Source organism: Kocuria sp. CPCC 205297, from assembly GCF_040981035.1.
GTDB lineage: Bacteria > Actinomycetota > Actinomycetes > Actinomycetales > Micrococcaceae > Kocuria > Kocuria marina.
In genome coordinates this window covers 72,767-96,219 of the sequence record NZ_JAVKPY010000003.1, presented here as the reverse complement: position 1 = coordinate 96,219, position 23,453 = coordinate 72,767, and the positions used below count along the sequence as shown (strand labels likewise).

18 protein-coding genes and 2 tRNA genes are annotated in these 23,453 nt (G+C 68.4%); 8 read left to right on the top strand and 12 right to left on the bottom strand.

From position 1 onward, the window contains the following. Together RF650_RS03430 and RF650_RS03425 are read left to right on the top strand one after the other, a co-directional pair. Positions 1-861, top strand: coding sequence for a phosphotransferase family protein (locus RF650_RS03430; RefSeq protein WP_206398974.1), 861 nt, complete (start codon positions 1-3; stop codon positions 859-861). A gap of 39 nt (positions 862-900) precedes the next feature. Next, entirely contained in the window at positions 901-1,482 is a 582-nt protein-coding gene (locus tag RF650_RS03425) for a 3'-5' exonuclease (protein ID WP_131332686.1), read from the top strand. Positions 1,483-1,510: 28 nt separating this feature from the next. Here RF650_RS03425 and RF650_RS03420 read toward each other — a convergent pair whose 3' ends face one another. The 3 genes from RF650_RS03420 to RF650_RS03410 all read right to left on the bottom strand — a co-directional run bounded on the left by RF650_RS03420 (position 1,511) and on the right by RF650_RS03410 (position 4,820). After that, positions 1,511-2,719, bottom strand: coding sequence for an ADP-ribosylglycohydrolase family protein (locus tag RF650_RS03420; protein ID WP_368814088.1), 1,209 nt, complete (start codon positions 2,717-2,719; stop codon positions 1,511-1,513). Between the two features lie 215 nt (positions 2,720-2,934). Next, positions 2,935-4,080 (bottom strand): hypothetical protein, encoded by a 1,146-nt coding sequence (locus RF650_RS03415; protein ID WP_368814087.1) that lies wholly within the window; start codon positions 4,078-4,080, stop codon positions 2,935-2,937. After that, complete coding sequence (locus RF650_RS03410) at positions 4,041-4,820, bottom strand: DUF6318 family protein (protein WP_368814086.1); 780 nt, start codon at positions 4,818-4,820, stop codon at positions 4,041-4,043. The genes RF650_RS03415 and RF650_RS03410 overlap by 40 nt, the downstream gene beginning before the upstream one ends. Positions 4,821-5,133: 313 nt before the next feature. Between RF650_RS03410 and RF650_RS03405 the strand changes: the two genes are divergently transcribed. Genes RF650_RS03405 through RF650_RS03395 form a run of 3 tightly spaced genes read left to right on the top strand, consistent with a single transcriptional unit; the run spans position 5,134 to position 10,937 of the window. After that, positions 5,134-6,357 (top strand): exonuclease SbcCD subunit D, encoded by a 1,224-nt coding sequence (locus RF650_RS03405; protein ID WP_368814085.1) that lies wholly within the window; start codon positions 5,134-5,136, stop codon positions 6,355-6,357. Positions 6,358-6,368: 11 nt separating this feature from the next. After that, positions 6,369-9,641, top strand: a complete 3,273-nt coding sequence (locus RF650_RS03400; protein ID WP_368814084.1) for an AAA family ATPase — start codon at positions 6,369-6,371, stop codon at positions 9,639-9,641. Positions 9,642-9,650: 9 nt separating this feature from the next. Further along, positions 9,651-10,937, top strand: a complete 1,287-nt coding sequence (locus RF650_RS03395) for a hypothetical protein (RefSeq protein WP_368814083.1) — start codon at positions 9,651-9,653, stop codon at positions 10,935-10,937. Between the two features lie 79 nt (positions 10,938-11,016). On the opposite strand, the gene RF650_RS03390 is transcribed toward RF650_RS03395, so the two are convergent. From RF650_RS03390 to bcp, 8 genes are all read right to left on the bottom strand, one after another. After that, positions 11,017-11,700 carry an MBL fold metallo-hydrolase gene (locus RF650_RS03390; protein WP_368814082.1) on the bottom strand — a complete coding sequence of 228 codons (684 nt, stop codon included), beginning with the start codon at positions 11,698-11,700 and terminating at the stop codon, positions 11,017-11,019. After that, positions 11,697-12,794 carry an S-(hydroxymethyl)mycothiol dehydrogenase gene (locus RF650_RS03385; RefSeq protein ID WP_064845695.1) on the bottom strand — a complete coding sequence of 366 codons (1,098 nt, stop codon included), beginning with the start codon at positions 12,792-12,794 and terminating at the stop codon, positions 11,697-11,699. The genes RF650_RS03390 and RF650_RS03385 overlap by 4 nt, the downstream gene beginning before the upstream one ends. A 243-nt stretch (positions 12,795-13,037) precedes the next feature. Further along, on the bottom strand, positions 13,038-14,117 hold the full coding sequence (locus RF650_RS03380) for a YihY/virulence factor BrkB family protein (protein ID WP_368814081.1): 1,080 nt from the start codon (positions 14,115-14,117) through the stop codon (positions 13,038-13,040). A gap of 313 nt (positions 14,118-14,430) precedes the next feature. Further along, a complete protein-coding gene (locus RF650_RS03375) occupies positions 14,431-14,781 on the bottom strand; it encodes a MarR family winged helix-turn-helix transcriptional regulator (RefSeq protein WP_231885488.1) in 351 nt (116 codons plus the stop codon). A gap of 307 nt (positions 14,782-15,088) precedes the next feature. Further along, entirely contained in the window at positions 15,089-16,573 is a 1,485-nt protein-coding gene (locus RF650_RS03370) for a malate:quinone oxidoreductase (RefSeq protein ID WP_082943204.1), read from the bottom strand. 115 nt (positions 16,574-16,688) lie between these two features. Continuing rightward, positions 16,689-18,296, bottom strand: a complete 1,608-nt coding sequence (locus tag RF650_RS03365; RefSeq protein ID WP_368814080.1) for an ABC transporter substrate-binding protein — start codon at positions 18,294-18,296, stop codon at positions 16,689-16,691. Between the two features lie 52 nt (positions 18,297-18,348). Then, positions 18,349-18,433: transfer RNA gene (locus RF650_RS03360), tRNA-Leu, on the bottom strand. A gap of 155 nt (positions 18,434-18,588) precedes the next feature. Beyond that, a complete protein-coding gene (bcp, locus tag RF650_RS03355; RefSeq protein ID WP_098054727.1) occupies positions 18,589-19,062 on the bottom strand; it encodes a thioredoxin-dependent thiol peroxidase in 474 nt (157 codons plus the stop codon). 287 nt (positions 19,063-19,349) lie between these two features. Between bcp and RF650_RS03350 the strand changes: the two genes are divergently transcribed. Next, positions 19,350-19,865 carry a MarR family transcriptional regulator gene (locus RF650_RS03350; protein ID WP_311254115.1) on the top strand — a complete coding sequence of 172 codons (516 nt, stop codon included), beginning with the start codon at positions 19,350-19,352 and terminating at the stop codon, positions 19,863-19,865. A gap of 127 nt (positions 19,866-19,992) precedes the next feature. Here the strand turns inward: RF650_RS03350 and RF650_RS03345 are convergent. Then, positions 19,993-20,065, bottom strand: a tRNA-Lys gene (locus tag RF650_RS03345). Positions 20,066-20,230: 165 nt separating this feature from the next. On the opposite strand from RF650_RS03345, the gene RF650_RS03340 reads away from it, so the two are divergent. After that, a complete protein-coding gene (locus RF650_RS03340) occupies positions 20,231-21,208 on the top strand; it encodes an NAD(P)-dependent oxidoreductase (protein WP_368814079.1) in 978 nt (325 codons plus the stop codon). A 364-nt stretch (positions 21,209-21,572) separates the two neighbouring features. Continuing rightward, entirely contained in the window at positions 21,573-23,450 is a 1,878-nt protein-coding gene (locus RF650_RS03335; protein ID WP_368814078.1) for an acetolactate synthase large subunit, read from the top strand. Positions 23,451-23,453 lie beyond the last annotated feature (3 nt).

The following is a 23,453-nucleotide window of genomic DNA, read 5'->3' as shown; positions in this document are numbered from 1 at the left end:
ATGACTTTCGCGTGCGGACACCTACCTTTTGCTCCGGCTGTCGAGGCTGTGTTGGCGGAGGCCAGGGTGCGCGTGGATCGCTCCGAGTGGGAGCTGCACGCCGGCGGGTCCGCGCACATCGTGGTCAACGCGGGGCACGTGATGAGCGTGCGGATCGCCAAGAACCCGACCTCGGGGGAGAACGTGCGCAGGCGTACCCGTGCGCTGTCGCGGCTACCGGAGTTCGACTTCGCCGTGCCGCGCCCCCTGACCCCCGTGCTGCAGGACGGGCGGTACACCGCGGTGGGGATGACCTGGATCCCGGGCAGCCCCCGCCCGCCGGGGCACGCGGACCCGCGGGAGCTGCGCAGGGTCCTCGAGCAGGTACATGATGCGGACGCGCGCGCGGCGGAACCGTGGCTGGACCGGCCCGGTCAGCACTGGGGCGGTCACCGCCGTCGCCACGTCCTGCTGGACCAGGTGCTGCCGCTGCTGCTCCCGCGGAACCGGGACCGCGCCATGAATGCGATCGAGGACCTCGTGGCCCTGGACAACGTCCCGCCGCGGCTCGTGCACGGGGACCTCATGGGCTCCAACATGCTGTGGCAGGACGATCACCTGGTGGGCGTGATCGACTGGGACCACGCGAGCATGAGCGATCCCGCGTACGACGTCGCGTCCCTGGGACTCTGGTTCGGCTGGTCCAGCGTGCGCCAGGCCACGGACGAGGAGAACTATCTGCGCGCGCGGTTGCACTCCCGGATCTTCCCGCTGCAGGCCGTGGCATACGCGCTGCACCATGAGCTCGACACCGCCCAGATCCGCCAGGCCGTGGAGAAGGCGGACGCGTGGTACGAGACCCGCGCCATGGCCTCCGTGTGAGCGACATGCCATGTCGGAGGCGTTGCCTACCCTGATCGGGTGCCCGTCAGTTTCACCGCCATAGATTTCGAGACCGCCAATCGCAGCCCTGCGTCCGCGTGCGCCCTGGGGGTGGTACGGGTCCGGGACGGTCAGGTGGTGGACACCCGGTACTCACTCATCCGTCCGCCGCTCGGCCACGACGGGTTCGAGCCCGGCAACGTCCGGATCCACGGCATCCGGCCCGCGGACGTCGCCCACGCGCCCACGTTCGACCTGCTGTGGGACTGGATGTGCGAGAACATCAGCCCGGAGGATCCGGATTCGGTTCTGGTGGCACACAATGCCGTCTTCGACACCGGCGTGATCAAGGCGGCGAACCGGGCGTGCGGCGGAACCGCTCGGAAGTGGGACTACGCGTGCACTCTCCGCTTGGCCCGCGCGGCCTACACGCTGCGTTCCTATGCTTTGCCGTCGGCGTCCCGCGCGGCGGGGGCGGAGGTCGCGGAGCACCACAATGCGCTCAGTGACTCCCTCGCGTGCGCCGGGATCGTGCTCGATCTCGCGCGCCGCAGTGGGGCGCGCAGCATGGCCGAACTCACGGCGCACTACGGGGTCAGGCTGCAGCGCGCGACCCTGTGACGCGACGCGCCTCCGATCGGGGTGATTCTCAGGCGTGCGGCCGCCACAGGGTGAGCCAGCGATCGGCCAGGGCGAGCAGTTCACGGCGGGTCGCCGCGCGGGTTCCGGAGGGATCGGTGCCGGATGTGTCCGTGCCGCTGTCCGTTTTTGTGGTGCGGCTGTTGTCGTCGGCCACGGCGTCCTGCCGGGCCATGCGGTCGTCGCCGGCGACGCCGTTGCCGCCGACCGAGCCGTTGTCGCTCTCCCCGATGTCCTCGCCGTGTGCGGCGTCGCCGAGCCCCCAGCGCGCGGCAGCAACACTGACCGCGACGGTACGTGCCGCGTCGTTCGCCGCCAGGTGACCGGACAGCAGCGAGAGAGCCCGCTGAGCGACGTCGTCCCCCGAGTTATCCGCGTGCGGCGCATCCTCGGCGCACAGCACCGCCGCGAGCCCCAGTGCCAGGGCCGACGACGCCGCGGTTCCGTCCCCCACGGCCCGCGTGAACGCTCCCGCGGGTTCCGTCATCCCATCGAACAGGGAGTCCCGGGCGGATCGGTCCGCGCACAGGTCGAGCAACTCCCGGGTGAGGGGCGCGGGCCGGGTCATGAGTGCGACCACTCGGCCGGTTTCCTCGACCACGTCCTGCAGTGAGGCCCCACTGCCCCGCGCACGGCCCGCCGCGTGAACGGTCAGGGCCGCACCAACAGCCGCGGTCTGTGCCTCGGCGCTGCCGTGGGTGATCGCGGCCGAGTCCACGGCGAGGGCCACGAGCGACTTCCACCCGATGTGGGGCACCAGTCCATAGGGCAGCGTGCGGGCCAGGATCTCGGCGCTGTCCGCACGTGGCAGGACCGGACGAGTGACCTCGCCCAGGCGGCCCATGGACAAGGCGGTGAAACCGTCCCCGGCGTGCTCACCCGGTGCGGTGAGGAGGGGGTAGTCGTGGTCCAGGTCGTCGTCGGGCGGGTGCGGTGCGTCGCCGGGGAGCTTCGCGCCGTTGCGCACGGCCCAGCGCAAGTACGCGAGCCACGCGCACGCCGTGGGATCCGCGGCCTGACCGTCATTCGCCCAGTGGGCAACCTCGTTCAGCGCCCCCGCGGTGCGCGCGAGGAGCTGGGTTCCCTCGCCGGGTCGTTCTGCCGCGGTCGCGCGCCACGGCGTAAGGAACACGCTCCTCACGAGCGACGGATACCACGACGACGCCGCGTCCAGACCGCGGTCTTGTTCCAACAGTTCGGGTGTGCGCGGTGAGGTCATGGGGTCAGTCTATGAGGGTGGCAAAGGACGGTGCGGGGTGATGCAGCTCGGGCATGGGGCCGTTCGAGAGGTCCGGGCGGCATGGGAGCCTGCCCGGGCTGGGGGCGCCTCGGGTACGGGACGGATCAAGTCGGCCGGGTGTCTCAGGAGCGTGTGCGGGCGTACGGGCATGTCCGGCCTCGAGAGCGTGGGGGCGCGACCCTCCCTGGGCTCGGCTATTTGTCGGTGCCGGGGCAGCCGATGCCGGTGGGGTTGGTGTGGCAGTCATCGGCGACGTTGTGCACGGTGGCCCGCCACACACTCAACGCGACCGGTGGGGAGGTGACTTGGTTGTAGCCGGAGACCGGTTGCCACCCGGTGTCGGCGATGTTGTATTCCCCGTAGAACGAGGTTGTCAGGGTCACGGTGAAGTCCCCGGTGGTCGTGTAGACGTGGGAAGTGTCGGTGGGCTCATCCCACGCACCGTCGGGTAGGGGTGCCCCGGTCAGGGGTGTGGGGCCCAGGGTGGTGCCGTCCCCGTAATACCAGGTGTATTGGACGGGGTAGGCCCTCACCTGGACAGGGTAGCCACCCAGGGTCGTGGTGAAGGTCTGGGGTTGGGCCTGCGCATAAACATTGGTGTGCATGTTCTTCAAGGTGTCCGGGGCGGGTTGGACGTGACTGGCGGCGGGGGCGACGGCCAGTTGTTGGAAGTCCTGGAGGGTGAACACCGGCAGCGGCACGTACCCGTCGTCGCTGGCTTGATCGGCTTGGGTGTTGCTGACGCACAGTTGGGTACCGCGCGCGGCGCGGGTCCTGTCATTGGCGCCGCCGATGACGATGTCCATGTTCACACCGGCGGCCCCGGTGTCGTCGGTGCATTCCTGGGTGGTACGGCACCGTGTGAGTGCTGCCCCACGTTGGTCGGTGCAGGGGTCTTGGAGGCCGTAGACGGTTTTGTTCTTAGCGGTGTCCATCAGGCGGGCGTTGAAGAAGATTGAATCCTCGTTGGACATGAGCCGATCACGCAGCGCCTTCTGGAACGTGGGATCGGTATCCGGATCCCACGCCGTGGCGCCACCAGGTCGCTGCCCATCTAGTCCGTTCTCCGTCTCGATTGCGCTGACACCGGGAGCCACGCCCGCCTCTCTCACGGCCAAGGTGATATCAATCACAGCATTTTCGGCGCTCGCACTTACTTCCCCGGGAATGGCCTCATCGCCCTGGCCAAATCCGGAGGGAGACTCAGCTGCGTAGGAAATATTGAGACCAAAAGAAGAAGTCAGGATTAGCAACAATGAAATGATTAACGCCGAAATTATGCCGCGCCCGTATCTCATCATCACAATTTGCCCCGGGGCGATGCTGTGACGTATGTCCATCGTCCATTTCCATACGTCAGGGACACATCCAAGAGATTTTCGTCGTCATACGGGAGCTGCCGGCTAACGATGTCCCCGTTGTCGATCACCATCACGCCCGCGCTCGATGCGTCGATCGGTAGAGTGTATTCGCCCGTTGGTCTTTGCACGAACGAATCGGGCAGAATCTGGGCGTCCTCGTAGCCTCCGACCATCCAACGGTTGGGCCCAAAATTGCGCTCGATTCGGGTGCGCTGGTCCGCGCATCGGCTACAGGATGACGACGTGACGTCGCGGATCAAAGACGTGTCCCCGGTTTGGAAGGCGTACCACTGCGCTGCCAACCGATAGTTCAGGAACGCCTGCGCGCCGGCCTCGGTTTCGTCCCTGGCCTCCGCGGGCATCACGGGCTTGGGAACATTGCGGGCCGGATGCTCCAGCGTGGCGGGTTCGTAGTCCTCCGGGACCTTCTGGCCCGTGGCCAGCACCGTGGGTTCCTCCGGACGCCAGTCATCGGGCAATGCGCTGTCGGACCCGCTCGGGGACCCGCTCTGCGGCGTCGTCGGGGATGCGGGGGAGGCGTCCGGCGCGGGGGACGTGGGCTGCGCCGTCGTCCCCGCGGAAGTGACTCCCGTGGGCGCGGCGCTGTCACCCCCACCCGCTCCGGGCGAGCCGTTACCGCACCCGGTGAGTAGCAGCGCTGCGAGCAGGGCGAGGGTCGTTCCCCGGCCGGCCGTGGCGATCAGTCGTGGTGAATGCATCCCGGTGAACCCCCTCGTGCCACACCGTTGTGTGACGTACCCGACATCCCCCAGAGCATAGAGGCGCAAGACGGCGCGGGCCATGGCCGGGCCGTAGCTTGTGGACGACGAAGAACATGCGCATGCATGACCCCTGGTCACGGCGTGGAAGAGGGAACTAGCGAGTAGAAACAATCCGCCACGTGGCGCGCCGCCGGCCTAGCGAAGCGGTGGCGGCCGCGGTGGATCACACCGTCAGGGGGCCTGCGCCGTGTGACCTGCACATGTGCGGGAGGTCGCTGTGGGTGTCCGAGACCGCGGTTACATTGACCCCATGCTGATCTTGCACACCTCCGACTGGCACCTGGGGCGTACCTTCCACGGCGTCGACATCCTGGACGTCCAGGCGCAGGCCATGGCCGAGATCGTCGAGTGGGTGCGGCACCACGGTGTCTCCGCGGTCCTGGTCTCGGGGGACGTGTACGACCGCGCCCAGCCCCGCACGGAGGTGGTGGAGCTGCTCAGCACCACCCTGGCGCAGATCCGCGAGGCGGGCGCGTACGTGATACTCACGAGCGGCAACCACGACTCCCCGGCGCGGTTGGGTTTCGGCTCCGGCATCATGTCCCACGGCGGCGTCCACCTGTTGACCCGCGTGCCGGACGCCCACGTCCCGGTCCTGCTCTCGCAGTCGACGGACTCCACGATCACGGTCGCCCGGGCAACGGCGCCGCCCGCCCCCGACCCGCGCGGTGCCACCCTGTCGGGGGCGTTCACGGTGGCCGTGTACGGCATCCCGTACATCGAACCGCGCGCGGCCGCGCTGTCGCTCGACTGTGCACCCACGCACCAGGCCGTGCTGGGCACCGTGATGGAGCGCATCGATGCGGACAGGAAAGAACGAGGCGACATCCCGTCCGTCGTCATGGCGCACGCGTTCGTGACGGGGGCGCAACCCACGGATTCGGAGCGCGTCGTCGATTCCGGGGGCCTCGGCACCGTCCCGGCGGAGGTCTTCGCCCGTCATGACTACACGGCGCTCGGCCACATCCACCGCCGGCAGCGAGTCGCGGACGCCGTGCGCTACAGCGGCTCGCCCGTGGCCTATTCCTTCTCCGAGGCCGGACACCCCAAGGGAGCGTGGCTCGTGGACGTCCAGGAGACCGGGGTCCATGAGGTCACCGGCTTGGACCACGCCGCGCGCATGGATCTGGCGTGCCTGCGGGGGACACTCGACGAGTTGCTACGGGATCCGGCGCACACCTCGGCGGAGGGCGCCTGGTGTCAGGTGGTCCTCACGGATCGTGACCGCCCGGCATCCGCGATGGATCGGATCAGGACGCGGTTCCCCCGCACGGTGGAACTGCGCTGGGAACCCGAGGGCGGCCGGACTCTGACCCAGCAGGCGTACAGCGCGCGGGTCGCGGAAGCCGCCGGTGCCGAGGAGCTGTGCGCCCAGTTCTACGACCACGTGCGGCACCGGGGGCTGTCCGGGCCGGAACAGGACGAGATCGCGGACGCGGTGGCCGCCGCGCGCAGCAGGGGAGTGGAGCAGTGAAGCTGCATCGGATGGAGATCACCGCCTTCGGGCCGTTCGCCAAGCGGGAGACGGTGGATTTCGACGTCCTGAACGAGGCAGGGGTCTTCCTGCTCAACGGCGAAACCGGGTCGGGTAAGACCAGCGTGTTGGATGCCATTTGCTTCGCGCTCTACGGATCCGGGCCCACGACTGCCGCCAAGGGCGGGCGCAAGGCCCAGCACAGTGATCACGCGGATCCCCGCACCGGGCCGCGCGTCGAGTTGGAGTTCACGGCGGGTGGCCGGCGGTGGCACGTGAGCAGGACGCCCGCGTGGCGCGAACCGTCCTCCCGGGCCGCGTCCGGGTGGAGCGACCGTCACGCCACGGTGTCATTGCGGGAACACGTGGCGGGGCAATGGGTGGACCGCGGTTACCGCCCGGACGACGTGGGGCAGACCATCCACCACGTCGTGGGCCTGGACCGTGAGCAGTTCACCCAGGTGATGATGCTTCCCCAGGGCCAGTTCGCCAGGTTCCTGCAAGCAGGTTCCAAGGAGCGGGAAGACCTCCTGGAAACGCTGTTCGGCACGGACGTCTACGCGGACATCCAGGATGAGCTGAAAACGCGCTCGGATCGAGCCAAGAGCGTCCTGCACGAGGCGGAACGCGAGGCGGAACGAGCGGACGAGGTCCTCGCCCGGCTCAGGGAACGCGTGGCCCACACGGTCGCCCGGTTACCGGAGGACGTCCTATCGGACCTCCCCGGGGCGCTCCGGACCCGATTGGATCTCCCGTCGGACGAGGGGTCGATCGGCGACGTCGCCGTGGGCACCGCGGCGGACGCCAACGGTGGAGAAACCGACGCGGATTCGTCCGACCAGGGCCGAGCCTCGACCAGCGCTGCGTCGGCCGCTTCGGAGGAGGCGCCCGCGGACGGGAAATCGGGAGACGCAGACAACGAAGGGGGCCCGGATCGATGGCGTGAGCTGGTCGACGACTGCGACACCCTCGTAGACACGGTGGGCCGGGCACGGGATGGCGCGGCGTCGTCGTACACAGGGGCCCAGCAGCGCTACGCACAATTGGAGACCCTGCATTCGCTGGTGAGGAGGCGCGGCGAACTCACGCGGCGCCGGGATGAACTCGCGGAGCATGCGGAGCAGTCGGAGGACGCGGCCCGACAACTGCGCGAGCACGAGGCGGCACAGGAATTGCAAGCGCCGCTCGTGGAACTGCGCGACGCCCGACGGCGCGTCGCGACCCTTGACGCCGCCGTCACCGACCTGTGTGCCACTGTCACCGGGGACGCGCCGTCGGCCCGCGTGGCTCAGCACATTCTGGGTCCGGACGCGAGCCTCATGGACGCCGTGGACGAGTCCGGGCAGGTGCCCGCGGGTCTGCGCGATGCAGCCGTGACCGCGCGCGAATCCGCCAGGGGCGCCGTGGCCCAGGAGGAGTCGCTCACGAGGGACGAGGAGGAGGCGGCTCGTGAACGCAAGGCCCTTTCGGCGCTCGAGGAGCGGGCGACGCACCTCACCCGGGACCTCGCCTCCGCGCGGGACGCCTTGACCCGCAGCGAGGAATCGCATCGCGAACTCCTGGGGGAGGTCAAGGACGAGGCCCTCGTGCGCGAACGGGCCCGCACCGCGCGGGAGGCCGTGGCCGCGAGTCGGGAATACGCACGGGCCCGGGCGGAGGAGCAGGAACGGGCGCGCCGGTACCGGGAGGATGAAACCGCACGGCGGGCTGCCGCCCAGCACGTGGAAGCGCTCGAAGCGCAGCGCTACGCGAGTGCGGCCGCGACCCTCGCCACCGGGCTGGAGCCGGGGGATCCGTGCCCCGTGTGCGGAGCCACGGAGCACCCGCACCTCGCCGGCGCCGGAACCGAGGACGAGGTCACCGATGACGCACTCGATCGCGCACGCGCCGCCCGGGACACCGCACAGGACACCGTGGATGCATCCCACGCAGCGTGGCAGCGGGCGCAGACCGGTGCGGCCGAGGCGCTCGCGCGCGGCGCGGACACGGACGTCGACGCCGCCGTGGACCGGTGTCGCCACGCCGATGAGGAACTGGCCCGACTCGAGCAGAGCCTGACCCGGGTGCGCCGGGGTGAGGCCGAGATCGCGGCTGCTCGGCGGGAGGTCCAAGATCTCGAGGGGGAGGGGACGCGGATCAACGGTGACATCGCGGGGACCCGTGCGCGCCTCGAGGGACTCCTGACACGGTGCGACCGGGTGCGTGAGGGGTTGGCCCTGCGCATCAGGGGTTTCGATTCGGCCACCGAGTTCCTCGAACGGTCCGAGCACCTCGTGCGCACGGTGAACGAGTGGGAATCGCAACAGCGGGCGCTGGAAGCCGCGCAACACGAGGTCCGCACCGCGCAGGGTGCCGTGGAACGTGCCCTTGACGCGTCCCCGTTCGAGACCGAGAGCGCCGCGGACGAGGCTCTCATGGACCCGGCGGACGCGGCCGGACTCTCCGAGCGGCTCACCGCCCTGCAGGAGGAGCGGGACTCAGTCTCGGCGGAACTCGCGACCCAGGACATGCAACGCGCCGAGGGGCTCAGCGCCGAGGAACGCGCGGGCTTGTCCGAGGAAGCACTGGCTCGCACCGCCGCCGAACGGGACGGGTACGAACAGTTGCGGGATGCATTGAACCAGAAGCTGGGCGGACTGCAGACCCTCGCGGCCGACGCCGCATCCCACGCCGAGCACATGCCCGCCCGACACGCCGAACTCGAGCGCGCTCGAGAGAACGCCCAGCGCCTGAGCGGACTCGCGGACGTGGCCACCGCGAATTCCCCCGAGAACGCCCTGCGGATGACCCTGACCTCGTTCGTGCTCGCCGCGAAACTCGAGCACGTGGCCGCGGTGGCGTCCGAACACCTCGCACGGATGTCATCCGGCCGCTTCACACTGGTGCATACGGATCGCACCCGAGGGGGTGGCAAGTCCGGGCTCGGACTCGAGATCGACGACTCGTGGACCGGTGTCCGCCGCGGTACGGAGACACTGTCGGGCGGGGAATCCTTCTTCACCTCGCTCGCGCTCGCCCTGGCTCTTGCGGATGTCGTCCGGTCCGAGGCCGGGGGACAGGAGATCGACACGCTCTTCGTGGACGAGGGTTTCGGCTCCCTTGACGAACAAACCCTCGAGCAGGTCCTCGAGACCCTGGACGGGTTGCGCCGCACGGGGCGGGTCATCGGTGTGGTGTCCCACGTGAGCGAGATGAAACAACGCATCGACACCCAGCTCGTGGTCACCAAGACCCCCGGTGGCTCGCATCTGTCGGTCGTCGCGGGGCCGTGGGATGCCGCGTAGGCTGAGGTCGTGAGTACTGCGATCCGCCGCCCCGCGCCCGAGAAGCCCGGCAAGGTGCTCACCCCGCGTGAACGCACCGTGCGCAGTGATCGCAGCCTGGGCGCGATCACCATGTTGCTCCGCCTGCCCCAGGTCATGGCCCCGTTGGGCCTGCTCACGCTCGTGGCGGTCTCGTCCTCCTCCGCGTGGACGGCCGCGTTGAGCTCGGCGTCCCTGTGTCTCGGCATAGCCGTGAGCGGCGTGGGTGTGGCAGCGCTGGCCAACGCCCGCTGGCGATTGTGGGCCCTGGTCGCGTTCTCCCTGATCCAGGGGATCATCCTCTGGGTGCTGTCACGAGCCCAGGTCACCGAGATCCCGGTCTCGTGGGATGCCGTGTCCGCGCTCGCGCCGTTCTTCGTGGCCGGCGTGGTCATGACACCCATGGGACTGGCCGCGCGGCTCCGCTGGGCCTCCGTGTTGCGAGCACAGGACCGGTCACAAGCGTTCCCGGCGGCCATGCGCCGCGAATCCGTGAACGAGGGACTGGCCACGGTGCTGGGTGCCGCGCTCACGGGACTGCTCGCTGTGACCATGGGCCCGGCGGTGGTGCTGCGTTTCGCCGCCGTGTGGACCGTGCTGATCACGGCGGCATTCGTCCTGCATTCCTCCTCCCGCTGTCCCCGCGCGGACATGCCCCTCTGGTCCTGGCGACGCCCCCGCGGCGCGCCCGGGCGTAGCCGTGCCGTGTTCCGGCTGAGCCATGGATTGATCTACGGTGTGGCGGCGCTGAACGCCCTCATGGGCGCGGTGCTCGGGTGCCTCGTGGTGTACTCAGTGTCCCTGGACAGCGTGGAGACCATGGGGGTCATCTATGCGTTGCTGGGGTTCGGGGCCGCCGTGGGGTCGAGCCTGGCCGTGCGTTTCCGCCGCCGGTTGAGCGCTGAGAACATGTGGATTCTCGCCGCCACGGGTGCACTGCTGGCATCCATGCTCATGTCCGCGCCGTCCGGTTTCGTGGGGTATTCCCTCGTGCTCCTCGCGCTCGGGTTGTTCTCAGGCCCGTGCCTGCTGTGCCTCCACAGCAGTGCCGGTTACGTCACTGCGGGCAGCGACTTCCTGGGACTCGTGGCACGCATGACTGTGACGTCGAGCATCGCCACGGCGCTGGGACTCACGCTCAGCGCGTACCTGGGCGTACACTTCGACGACATGACCGCGGCCATGGTCCCCATGGCGGCCGCTATGGTGCTGTTGTCCACCGCCCTCATCTTCAACTACACGCAACGCCGCAGCCCCGGGCCCAGGCCCCGTATTTGACGCTGCTCACACGACGACGCCGCCCGGGCCGGTTCGCAGGGGACCGGGCCGAGCGGCGTCGTACCGCGAGCGCGATCACTCAGTGGCCGCGGGCGATCCATTCGCTCAGGTGTGGCTTCTCCTGGCCGATGGTCGTGGAGTCGCCGTGACCCGTGAGCACGAGGGTGTCCTCGGGCAGCGTGAGCAGCCGTTTCTCGATGGAGTCGATGATCGTGGGGAAGTCCGAATAGGACCGCCCCGTGGCACCCGGGCCGCCCTGGAATAACGTGTCCCCGGTGAAGACCACCCCGTTCTCACCCAGGTGCGGGGCGTGGAACACCACGGACCCGGGAGAGTGGCCGGGCGTGGCCAACACGGTGAACATCACGGTGCCAGCGAGGATCTCCTGTCCGTCTCGCAGCGGCTCGGGCTCGGGCCCCTCCGGGTAGACGGCGCGCCACAGCATGAGGTCCTCGTGGTTCATCATGATCGGGGCGTCCGTGCCCGCGCGGTCGGTGAACTCGCGCACCGCCGCGATGTGGTCATCGTGACCGTGGGTCAGCAGCACGTGCGTGATGGTGCGATCCGCGACGGCGGCGAGCACGGTGTCGGGGTCGTGCGCGGGATCGATCACGACGCACTCGGCCTGGTTACCCACGACCCACACGTTGTTCTCCACGTCGAAGGTCTCGCCGTCCAGGCTGAACGTACCCTCCGTGACGCAGTTCGTGACGGTGACGCCGCCGCGCGGGTCGGTCAGGACGGTCTGCGGTGTGCGCGTCATCGGGCCAGTTCCACGACGGAACGCAGGACCTTGCCGGACTTCATGGTCCCGAACGCGGCGTCCACGTCCTCGAGGGCGATGCGCTCGGAGACGAAGGCATCCAGGTCCAACCGGCCCAGGAGGTATTGGTCCACGAGCATCGGGAAGTCGCGGGAGGGCAGGGTGTCCCCGTACCACGCGGACTTGATGGACCCGCCGTGGGAGAACACCTGGTCCAGCGGGATCTCCGCCACGGTCCCGGGATTGGGAACGCCCACCAGGACCATGCGACCCGCGAGGTCACGCGCCTGGAAGGCCTGCATGAAGGTGTCGGCCACGCCCACGGCGTCGATCACGAGATCCGCGCCGTGACCGCCCGTGAGCTCGCGGATGGTCTCCACGGGATCCACGGAACGAGAATTGACCGTGTGGGTCGCGCCGAGCCGCTGTGCGGTGCTCAGCTTGTCGTCGTCCACGTCCACCGCGATGATCGTCGTCGCACCCGCGAGCGCCGCACCCGCGACCGCAGCGGTGCCCACGCCGCCGCAGCCGATGATCGCTACGGACTCTCCGCGCTTGACCGCACCGGTGTTGATCGCCGCGCCGATCCCGGCGGTGAGGCCGCAGCCCAGCAGACCCACCGCGGCGTACTGTTCGCCCTCGAGCGGGGATTCGATGAGGGTGCACTGCCCGGCCGCGACCAACGTCTTCTCCGCGAACGCACCGATCCCCAGGGCGGGCTCGAGTTCCGTGCCGTCCTCGAGGGTCATCTTCTGCTCGGCATTGTGGGTGTTGAAGCAGTACCACGGTTCACCGCGGCGGCACGCCCGGCATTCGCCGCACACCGCGCGCCAGTTGAGGATCACGTGATCGCCCACGGCGACCTCCGTGACACCCTCGCCCACGGCACTGACCACGCCTGCGGCCTCGTGCCCCAGGAGATAGGGGAAGGCGTCCCCCACGCCGCCCACCTTGTAGTGCAGGTCCGTCTGACACACCCCGCACGTGAGCACGTCCACGAGTGCCTCGCCCGGCCCCGGATCGGGGACCAGGATGGTTTCAACGGTGGCGGGCTCGTTCTTGGCCCGCACCACCACGCCTTTGACCTTGTGCATACGGTTGCCTCCGTCGTCTCGTAGCTTCCTAGCGTCCTTCCAAGTATGCATGGTGGCCGCCACGCATCGTACGACGACGCCGCGCGTTCGCCCCGCGACGAAAACCGGGTGCGGATGACGAGCCGGGAGATGATCCGGGTTGACGAGAAACCGAATGACGGACCCGGGTGCCAGGCCCTGAACATGAGAACGCGGGCCCGCACGATGGTGCGGGCCCGCGTTGCCAAGGATCGTCGTGGGGACTCAGGAGTCCTGGGAGTAGTCCACGTGCTCGGTGCGCAGCCGGATCTTGCGCCCCTCGGCCTCGAGCTTCTCCTCCTTCTCCTTCTGCTTCTTCACCTGGGTGGTGTCCCGGGGAGGCAGCTGGACGGCGTGCTCGGCACGGATCCCGCCCTGCAACTGGCGGCCACGCTCGAGTTCGGCGTCCACCTCGGCGCCGAAGAGGAGCACGTTGTTCATGATCCACAGGCCCAGGAGCAGGATGATCACGGAGCCGATGACGCCGTAGGTCGCGTTGTAGCTCGAGAAGTTCGCCACGTAGAAAGCGAACCCGAGCCCGGCGATGATCATGAACACGAGCGCGATGGCCGCACCCGGGCTCAACCACTTGAACTTGGGCTGCTTCACGTTGGGCGTCGCGTAGTACAGGATCGCAATGAGCAGCACGAGCAGGAACAGGATGACGGGCAGCTTGGCCCAGTTCCACACGGTCACGGTGGTGGAACCCAGACCCACCAGGTCACCCACGGTCTGCGCGAAGTCACCGGAGAGCAACACCATGAACATCACGGCGGCCACGATCAGCACGATGATCAGGGTGATCAGCAGCATGATGGGCTTGAGCTTCCAGAAGGGGCGGCCCTCGGAGATCTCGTAAATGCGGTTCATGGCGCGGGCGAACGCACCGGTGTAACCCGACGCGGTCCACAGGGCACCCACGACACCGACGACCAGGGCGAACCCGGCCCCGGACTGCGTGGTCAACTGGGAGATGGGCCCGGACAACAGGTCCACGAGGGCCGCGGGAGCGTAGCGGTTCAGGAAGTCCAGGATGGCGTTCGTGGTGGCCTCACCCTGACCGAACACACCGAGCAGGGACACCAGCGCCAGTAGCGCCGGGAAGATCGAGAGCACCGCGAAGTACGTCAACGTGGCGGCCAGGTCGGTGCACCCGTCCTTGCTGAACTCGGACACGGCCCGCTTGAAGACGTAGCCCCACGACTGCCCCTTGAGTTCGGTGGGGGAGTCGGGTTTGGCGTCGTGGTCCGGGTCAGGGGCGGGGTTCTCACGACGTACCGTGGACTCCGGGTGCTGACTGGTCATGGGGGTCCTCTCCAGGAGCGGATGTGGTGGCTGCGCAAAGCAGGTACTCCCACAAGTTTAGCGACCTCCCGACCCCTGCCCACGCACCGTGCGCCTCTACGGCGCCGGCCCCGGTACTGCCGACGACACCGCCGCACGGCGCAGCACCGTCGGGCGCGGCACTGCATCATATGGTATCGGGGCATGCGGCACCGCCGGGGCGCGACTCCGCTGTACGCGACGTCGCCGGACACGACACCGCGCCCACGACGAATCGTGGGCGCGGTGTGGGCCGCCGTACGGGCGGGTCAGTGCGTGCAGCGGTGCGGATCGGTCACCGTGACAACGACAACGCGTACTGATGGATGCGTTCACTCAGTCGCGTGAGCACCCTGATCTCCTGGGCGTCCAGAGCGGTGCTCATGACGTCCGCGACCATCTGGTCGTTGTCCTGCGAGATCTGCTCGTAGAGCTGGGTCCCGGCATCGGTCAGGGCGACCCGCACACCGCGCAGGTCCTGGGAATCCTGGCGCCGGGTCACGAGCCCCTTGTTCTCGAGACGCTCGAGCATGCGTGAGAGGCTCGATTGCGTCAACAGCACGTGGCTGTTGAGATCGCGTAACCGCAGGCCACCCCGGCCGGTGGTGCACAGCGCGGCCAGGACCTCGAACTCACGACGAGACAAGCCGCGTAAATCCACTCCGCGTTGGAGCTGACGTGTCACCGACACATGGCAGCGGCTTAGTGCATCCCACGCTTCGACACTCCCCCTTGATGTCATTCTTCCCCCTTTGGCAACGTCCACCCCCTATGGACGTTATCTACATGTTACGAGAGGGGATGAGCGCGCCCCCAGCGAGCGGTGTCCACACTTGTGGCCGGGAGGACAGAGCCTGTCCACGCATTGGGGCACAGCTGATCAGAGGTGGAGACGACGGAGGGTCTTTGTGCGCAGTGCATAAAGACCCTCCGTAACGTCCGCCGGAACGGGACTACTTGATGCCGAGCACCTGGGCGGTGTGACCCATGATCTCGTCCGCGAGCTGCGGGTTCTCATCGAGCTTCTTGCCGTAGGAGGGGATCAGCTCCTTGATCCTGGGCTCCCACTCGGACATCTTTGCCGGGAAGCAGCGGGAGAGCAGGTTGAGCATGATCGGCACGGCCGTTGACGCACCGGGGGAGGCGCCCAGCAGAGCACCGATCGAGCCGTCCGCGCTGGTCACGAGTTCGGTGCCGAACTGCAGCACGCCACCCTTCTGCCGATCCGACTTCATGACCTGCACGCGCTGACCGGCCTCGATGAGCTCCCACTGGGACTCCTCGGCGGCGGGGTAGTACTCCCGTAGGGCGTCCATGCGTTGGGACCGGGTCTTGGTCAGTTCGCCCACGAGGTACTTGACTAAGTCCAGGTTGGCCAGACCCGCACGGGTCATGGGGTAGAGGTTGTGTGCGCGCACGCTCTTGGGCAGGTCCAGCAGGGAACCGTGCTTGAGGAAGTTGGGCTTGAACCCGCCGTAGGGCCCGAACATCAGGGTGCGCTCGCCGTGGACGTAGCGCGTGTCCAGGTGGGGCACGGACATGGGCGGGGCGCCCACGGAGGCCTGGCCGTAGACCTTGGCGTTGTGCTGGGACGTGACGGTGGGATCGGTGTTGCGCAGGAAGAGACCGGAGACGGGGAACCCGCCGAAGCCCTTGGCCTCCCGGATCCCCGACTTCTGCAGCAGGGACAGCGCGCCGCCGCCGGCACCCAGAAAAACGAAACGCGCGTGGATGACGCGGTTGTTGTCGCTGTTGAGCCTGTCCTCGACCGAGACGTTCCAGGAACCGTCGCTCTGGCGTTTCAGGGTGGTGACCTCCTGACCGTAGCGCACGGTCAGGTTGCGCCCGGTCAGGTGGGTGAGCAGCTGGTTGGTGAGGGCACCGAAGTCCACGTCCGTGCCCTCGGGGGCGAAGGTCGCCGCCACGCGACCGGCGCCGCGGCCGTGCATCGTGAGGGGCGCCCACTCGGCGATCTGGTCGCGGTTCTCGGTGAACTCCATGCGCTCGAACAGCTTGTGAGGCTTGAACGCGTCGTAGCGGGCGCGCAGGTAGTCCGCGTGGTCCTCACCGAACACCATGGAGATGTGGGGCACGGGGTTGATGAACGTGTCGGGGGACTCGAGCGTGCCGTTCTCCACGAGCGAGCTCCACAGCTGGCGCGTCACCTGGAACTGCTCGTTGATGTTCAGTGCCTTCGTGGCGCTCACAGTGCCGTCCGCGGCCTGGGGTGCGTAGTTCAGTTCGCACAGCGCAGAGTGTCCGGTGCCCGCGTTGTTCCAGGCATTGGAGCTCTCGAGACCCGCGGCGTTGAGGCGCTCCAGGACGGTCATGGACCAGTCCGGCTGCAGGTCGCTGAGCAGGGTCGCGAGCGTGGCGCTCATGATGCCAGCGCCCACCAGGACGACGTCGACGGATTCGGTGGGTTGAGATGAAGTCACATTGTCTCCCGTGCGTGCATGATCGACGCGGCACTGCGCCGAGGCTTTCCGTTGTCCAGGGTATCCCCAGCTCCAGTCAACTCCCAACGGAGCCGCCGGGCACACATGGTGCGGTTCAGGCCAGGCGCAGCTCGTTGAAGCGTTCGAACCCCGTGGAGGTCAACGGGAAGGACGCCACGCGCGAGTTCACAGCCACCGCCGAGACGGGGTGCGCGAGCGGCACGGCCGGGATCACCGCCGAGACGCGGTCATTGAGCGTGCGGTACGCGGCATTGCGGGCGTCGCCCTGGGGCATGGTGGCGGCGCGGTTGACCGCGGTGAGCAACCCGGCGTCGTCGTCCCCCAACTGTGCGTCGGGGGTGCCCAGCAACGTGCCCATGAAGCCGTCGGGGTCGCGGAAGCTCCCGCTCCAGCCCAGGAGGCTGAACGCGTGGCCCGCGGTGGGGTCGGTCACGGCGTCCACGTACCCGTCGTCCCAGTCCATGGGGACGGGGTCCAGACGGAAGCCCGCACGGGTGAGCTGCGCCGAGATCTGCGCGTACACGCGCTCCGGTTCCTGCAGGTACATCCGGGACGTATTGCGCGGGTAGTAGAAGCGCAGGGCCTGCCCCCGGTAGGAACTGGCCCGCAACTGGTCCCGGGCGCGCTGGGGGTCGTAGCCGGGGATCTGCAGGTTCTCGCCGTCCACGTTGAACCGGGCGGGGACGAACTGGTCCGCCACGTTGGTCCCGCTGGGGTACAGCTGGGACGCCAGGGCACCGCGGTCGATCGCGGAGGCGACGGCGCGGCGTACCGCGACGTCCCGCAGCACGGGGACGGAACGGTTGAACCCGAGGTAGGACACGGAGTAGGGGTCGCGGTAGAGCACCTGCACGCCGCGGCGCGCGAGGGGCGCGAAGGCGTCGAGCCCCACGAGGTCGTACGCGTCCACCTCACCCGTGAGCAGGGCCGCACAGCGCACATGTGCGTCACGGATGACCCGCATCTCGAGGGTGCCCACATCCCCGAGCTCGCCCCAGTAGCCCTCGTGGGCGGAGAGCTTCACGGTGTCGGCGGTCGCCGAGTCGAAGCGGAAGGGGCCCGTGCCCACGGGGTGCTCGTTCTCCGTCCCCGCCTCGATGCTCGCGGGGGAGGCGATCCCGAACGCCGGCTGGGTCAGGGCGGCCAGCAGCGGCGTGTAGGGGCGGGTGAGCTTCACCACCACGGTGCGCTCGTCCGTGACCTCCGTGCCGGCGTAGGCCGAGGCCACGAGCGGGCTCGACGTGCCGTGGCGGAAGGCCGTGGCGAACGCACAGCGCGAGGCCCACGGTTCGGAGGACTCGGCCTGGGCCTGCCACTTGTCGAAGTTCGCCTTGACCGCGGCGGCGTCCAGCGCGGCACCGTCATGGAAGCGGACCCCCCGGCGCAGGGTGAACGTCACGGACCGACGATCATCCGCGAGCTCCCACGACTCCGCGAGGCCCGGCGCGGGCTCACCGGTCGAGCGGTCCGCCGTAACGAGCCCCTCCAGGATCTGCGTGGCGATCCGGGCCGTCTCCTGCGAGTTCCTCCGGGAGGGGTCCAGCCCCGCCGGTGCCGCGGCGTGCGCCAGAACAAACGTGTTGCGGGGTGCGGTGGCGCTCGCCGAGGAGCGGGCGGTCGTGGACCCGCAACCGGTGAGCATGAGCCCCGCGCCCGCGAGGGAGAGGAAGGAACGCCGTCCGAGGCGGTTCTCAGCAACCACGGCGCATCCTTTCTCTGGCCGCCGCGTCGTCGCACGGCAGTACGCGGCATCATGGTGCGCAAGACGGGAATCGAACCCGCACGCCGTGAGGCACAGGAACCTAAATCCTGCGTGTCTACCAGTTCCACCACTCGCGCTGACATCGGGACCCGGACCCGGCCTGAACGCGGAGGGGGTGCCCGGAATCGTCCACCATACTAACCAGTGACTAACCAGTGCTTCCTCCGCGCTCGCCGAGAAGCGCGCGGTGCGGCCCCGGTTCCGGGTCCCAGGCTGGGCGGCGGCCGCCCGCTCAGGTGTCGAGGCCGAGGTCCCGGCGCAGCTTGGCCACGTGCCCCTTGGCGCGCACGTTGTACTGGACGAGGCTCACCGTCCCCTGTTCGTCGAGCACCACGGTCGAGCGGATGAGACCCTCATAGACCTTCCCGTAGTTCTTCTTCTCGCCCCACGCGCCGTACGCCTCCGCCACGGCGTGGTCCTCGTCCGAGAGCAGCGGGAAGCCCAGACCCTCGTTCTGTGCGAAGCGCTCGAGGGCAGCGGGAGCGTCCGGCGAGATCCCGAGCACACGGTAACCCTCGGCACCGAACGAGGCCATGTTGTCCCGGAAGTCGCACGCCTGCGTGGTGCAGCCGGGGGTCGCGGCGCGGGGGTAGAAGTACAGGATGACCTTGCTACCGCGCAGGCCCGCCAGGACGACGGGCTCCCCGTGGGCGTCGGGCAGGGTGAAATCGGGAGCGGCGTCCCCGGGGGACAGACGAACGGTCACGGCGTGATCCTTCCTGGTGAGTGACAGGTGTTCCCTAAGGACGCGTTCTCACGTACAGTTCAGGGATGCACCCGAGCATGCCATGCTTCGGGTTCACGCACCGGCTCCGGTCTCGGTCCCGCCGTACGACGTCGCTGCGTCCGCCCCGCGCCCAGTGCGCACGATCCCGGGCGGTTCCCGCAGTCGCACGAGAGGGGTTCGCAAGACGATGTTCGGCGCGGGGATTTGACTGGCGGGGTGCCCCGTAGTATTGTTCAGAGATTTCGTCGAGCGGATACGATAGTCCTATGTCCTACAAGAACCAGTGGCCCACGAACCGTCTGCTGTCCACGGCGGCTCGCCTCGTGGAACACGCGTGGAACGAGAACCTCGCGTCTCTCGGTATCACCCACGCGGGCGTGATGGCCCTGGACGTCCTCCGCTCGGAGGGCAGCATGACGCAGGCGCAACTGGCCCACCAAGTGCGCGTCCAGGCCCAGACCATGGGCAAGACCCTGCACCGGTTGGAGGTGCATGGTCACATCACGCGTTCCCGCAACGCGCTCGACCGCCGTTCCCACGTGGTGAGCATCTCCCCGGCGGGGGAGCGGGTCCTCGTGGACGCCGCGCGGTTGGAGAAGGGGTTGCTGGGTAGCGACCGTGACACGGACGAGCAGTTCCGCCGCAAGCTCATCGACCTGATCTCCACCCTGGGTGGTGCACGCTGGCGCATGGAGGTCGAGGATGGCGCCGAGACCCCGGCCGGTCCCACGGAGGGTGCCGACTCACCGACGGAGTCGGAACACAGCGCCACGTCGCGCTGACCCCGGCGGCGCAGCGGCGTCGTCGTGACCCGGAACGCGACGAGCGGCGGGGCGACCGCGCACGCTCGTTGAGTTAAGACAGCGAAAGGACCGGATCACATGTGATCCGGTCCTTTCGGTCGTCCCGTGCGCCCCCAGGGACTTGAACCCTGAACCCATTGATTAAGAGTCAATTGCTCTGCCAATTGAGCTAGAGGCGCGGGCGTTGGACGGGTCAGCGGGCGGTGTTCGCCGTTACTTTCTCCCTCGCAACGAGAGATTACTTTAGCACCACGGCGGGGGGAGTCAAATCGGGCTGCGGGGTGCCGATGGCCACGTCCGTAGTACGGGTCCTACGGCGTATACCGGACCGTAGAATCGGGGGCATGAGCCACTCCCAGGATGTCCCGCTGTCCGACCTGCGTGTGATCTCCTTGCCCGAGCAGCAGCTCTTCGACGAGATCAGCGCCGAAACCACCGATTTCACGTGCGTGCTGTGGGATCTGGAGAACGAGCCGGAGGGCTGCGCCCGGGAGGACGTGGACATCGCCGTGGCCCCCTACTACAGCGGGCGCTGGCTCAAGGAACCCTCCGTCGTGCGGGACGTGAGCCTGGTGCAGTTGCAGTCCACGGGCTTCGACGGCGTGCCCGAGAAGATTGGTGAGGACGTGGCCCTGGCCGCCGGCGGTTGGGTGCACGCGGCCGGGACCGCGGAGATCGCCCTGGGACTGATCATCGCCGCGCAGCGCAACCTGGACCGGGCCGTGTTGCAACAGCACGAGGGTGTCTACAAGCGGTACTTCTCGCGCGCGGTGGCTGACTCCCGCGTCACCGTGGTGGGCGTCGGGGAGATCGGAGGCGCGGTCATCTCCCGACTCGCACCGTTCGAGGTGGAGCTCACCCGAGTGGCTTCCCACGCCCGCGAGGACGAGGCCGGCCGTATCCACGGCATCGACGAACTCGACGAGATCCTGCCGCGCACCGACATCCTGGTGCTCGCGCTACCCCTCGGCGATGCGACCCGCGACCTGGTGGGCGAGCGGACCCTGGCACTGCTGCCGGACGACGCCCTCGTGGTCAACGTGGGCCGGGGTCCCGTGGTGAACACGGACGCCCTGACCGCGGAGGTCGTCTCGGGCCGTCTGCGCTGCGCGCTGGACGTGGTGGACCCCGAACCGCTTCCCGGTGACCACTCCCTGATGAGCGCGGCGGGCTCGATCGTGCTGCCCCACGTGGGCGGCTCCAACGTCTCCTTCCGGCCCCGGGTGCGCAAGCTGATCCTTGAGCAGCTGGAACTGATCCGGCAGGGTCGCTCACCGCAGTTCCTCGTGCAGCCGGGCCGACTGGCCCTGCAGGACGAGTGAGCACGGACAACCACGGTCCCGCACGGTCGACCACGGACGGGCTCGCGCACGCGGACGGGGGTGCCACGGTGGGGGACACAATGTTTCACATTGTGAGAAGGGGTGTCCGTAGTTTGACACCCACGTTCTGTGGGTCACACCATGGTCGGTATGACAACGGCACTGCGCATCGTGGTAGACCTCGTACCGGTCGTCCTCATTGGACACCGGGCCTGAGGAGTACTCGACGCGCGTACCCGCCAGGCCCTCAGCCCACGGAACCCGTGGCAAGGGCCTTTTTCCATGTATGACGACCTGTCACCGGCTCGCCCCGCGCCACCCCGCTCGGCATCTCGCACAACACAGCAGGTAAGGACACAGCACTATGAGTAAGGATCAGCCGATCTCACCGGCGGTGATGGCCCAGCGGCGGCCGCCCGCGGCTTCGGCGCCCCGGCCCGCGGAGACGGACCAGGCACGGCTGACGGGTACCGCGGCGGAGGTCGTGGCCCCGGAGGAGATGACCGGTTCCCAGGCGATCATCCGCTCCCTCGAGCAGCTCGGTGTCACGGACGTCTTCGGTCTGCCGGGTGGTGCCATCCTGCCCACCTACGACCCGTTGCTGGACGCCGAGAAGATCAACCATATCCTCGTACGCCACGAGCAGGGTGCGGGGCACGCCGCGGAGGGCTACGCCCTGGCCTCGGGTCGCGTGGGCGTGTGCATCGCCACGTCCGGTCCCGGTGCCACGAACCTCGTGACGGCGCTCGCGGACGCCAACATGGACTCGATCCCCATGCTCGCGATCACCGGTCAGGTGGCCAGCTCCGCGATCGGTTCGGACGCCTTCCAGGAGGCGGACATCGTGGGCATGACCATGCCGGTGACCAAGCACTCCTACCTGGTCACGGACGCCCAGGAGATCCCCCGGGTCATCGCGGAGGCTTTCCACCTCGCCTCGACCGGGCGTCCGGGACCCGTCCTGGTGGACGTGGCCAAGGACGCCCAGCAGGCGATGATGACCTTCAGCTGGCCCCCGCAGATGGAGCTGCCGGGCTACCGTCCCGTGACGCGCGGGCACTCCAAGCAGATCAAGGAGGCCGCCCGCATGATCGCGGCGGCACAGCGCCCGGTGCTCTACACGGGTGGCGGCGCCATGCGGGCGGACGTGCCCGCGGAACTACTCGAGCTCGCCGAACTCACCGGCGCGCCGGTGGTCACCACGCTCACGGCGCGCGGGATTTTCCCCGACTCGCACGACCAGAACCTGGGCATGCCCGGGATGCACGGGACCGTGCCGGCGGTATACGCGCTGCAGCAGTCGGACCTGCTGATCACCATGGGAGCGCGCTTCGACGACCGCGTGACCGGTCAGCTGAGCTCGTTCGCCCCGAACGCCAAGGTGATCCACGCGGACATCGACCCCGCGGAGATCTCCAAGAACCGCGTGGCGGACGTGCCCATCGTGGGGGATCTCAAGTACGTGATCCCGGACCTCACCCAGGCCGTGCGCCAGGAGTTCGAGGAAACCGGCACGCCGGATCTGGGTCTGTGGTGGGATACCCTGAACTCCCTGAGCGAGACCTATCCGCTGGGCTACACCAAGACCGATGACGGTCTGGGCAGCCCCCAGTACGTGATCGAGCGGATCTCCGAGCTGACCGGGCCGGATGCGGTCTACGTCTCCGGTGTGGGACAGCACCAGATGTGGTCCGCGCAGTTCGTGGACTACGAGCGGCCCCGGCAGTGGCTGAACTCCGCGGGCCTGGGCACCATGGGCTTCGCGGTCCCCGCGGCCATGGGTGCACAGGTGTCCCAGCCGGACCGCGTGGTGTGGGCGATCGACGGTGACGGGTGCTTCCAGATGACCAATCAGGAACTTGCCACGTGCGTGATCAACAATATCCCCATCAAGGTCGCGGTGATCAACAACTCGTCCCTGGGCATGGTGCGTCAGTGGCAGACCCTGTTCTACGACGGTCGCTACTCCCACACGGAGCTGAACACGGGTCACAACTCCCGTCGCATCCCCGACTTCGTCAAGCTTGCGGACGCCTACGGCTGTGCCGCCCTGCGCTGTGAGAAGGACGAGGACGTGGACGAGACCATCAAGAAGGCGCTCGAGATCAACGACCGCCCCGTGGTGATCGACTTCGTGGTCTCCGCGAACGCGATGGTGTGGCCCATGGTCCCCGCCGGGGTCTCCAACGACCAGATCCAGATCGCCCGCAACATGACGCCCGAGTGGAACACGGAGGACTGATCG

Bases quoted from the DNA above. Each gene is read 5' to 3' on its own strand.
- RF650_RS03405 (WP_368814085.1), top strand. From the start codon at position 5,134: ATGCTGATCTTGCACACCTCCGACTGGCACCTGGGGCGTACCTTCCAC.
- RF650_RS03390 (WP_368814082.1), bottom strand. From the start codon at position 11,700: ATGACGCGCACACCGCAGACCGTCCTGACCGACCCGCGCGGCGGCGTC.
- RF650_RS03420 (WP_368814088.1), bottom strand. From the start codon at position 2,719: ATGACCTCACCGCGCACACCCGAACTGTTGGAACAAGACCGCGGTCTG.
- RF650_RS03415 (WP_368814087.1), bottom strand. From the start codon at position 4,080: ATGGACATACGTCACAGCATCGCCCCGGGGCAAATTGTGATGATGAGA.
- RF650_RS03335 (WP_368814078.1), top strand. From the start codon at position 21,573: ATGAGTAAGGATCAGCCGATCTCACCGGCGGTGATGGCCCAGCGGCGG.
- RF650_RS03350 (WP_311254115.1), top strand. From the start codon at position 19,350: ATGTCCTACAAGAACCAGTGGCCCACGAACCGTCTGCTGTCCACGGCG.
- RF650_RS03410 (WP_368814086.1), bottom strand. From the start codon at position 4,820: ATGCATTCACCACGACTGATCGCCACGGCCGGCCGGGGAACGACCCTC.
- RF650_RS03385 (WP_064845695.1), bottom strand. From the start codon at position 12,794: ATGCACAAGGTCAAAGGCGTGGTGGTGCGGGCCAAGAACGAGCCCGCC.
- RF650_RS03400 (WP_368814084.1), top strand. From the start codon at position 6,369: ATGGAGATCACCGCCTTCGGGCCGTTCGCCAAGCGGGAGACGGTGGAT.
- RF650_RS03340 (WP_368814079.1), top strand. From the start codon at position 20,231: ATGAGCCACTCCCAGGATGTCCCGCTGTCCGACCTGCGTGTGATCTCC.
- RF650_RS03430 (WP_206398974.1), top strand. From the start codon at position 1: ATGACTTTCGCGTGCGGACACCTACCTTTTGCTCCGGCTGTCGAGGCT.
- RF650_RS03380 (WP_368814081.1), bottom strand. From the start codon at position 14,117: ATGACCAGTCAGCACCCGGAGTCCACGGTACGTCGTGAGAACCCCGCC.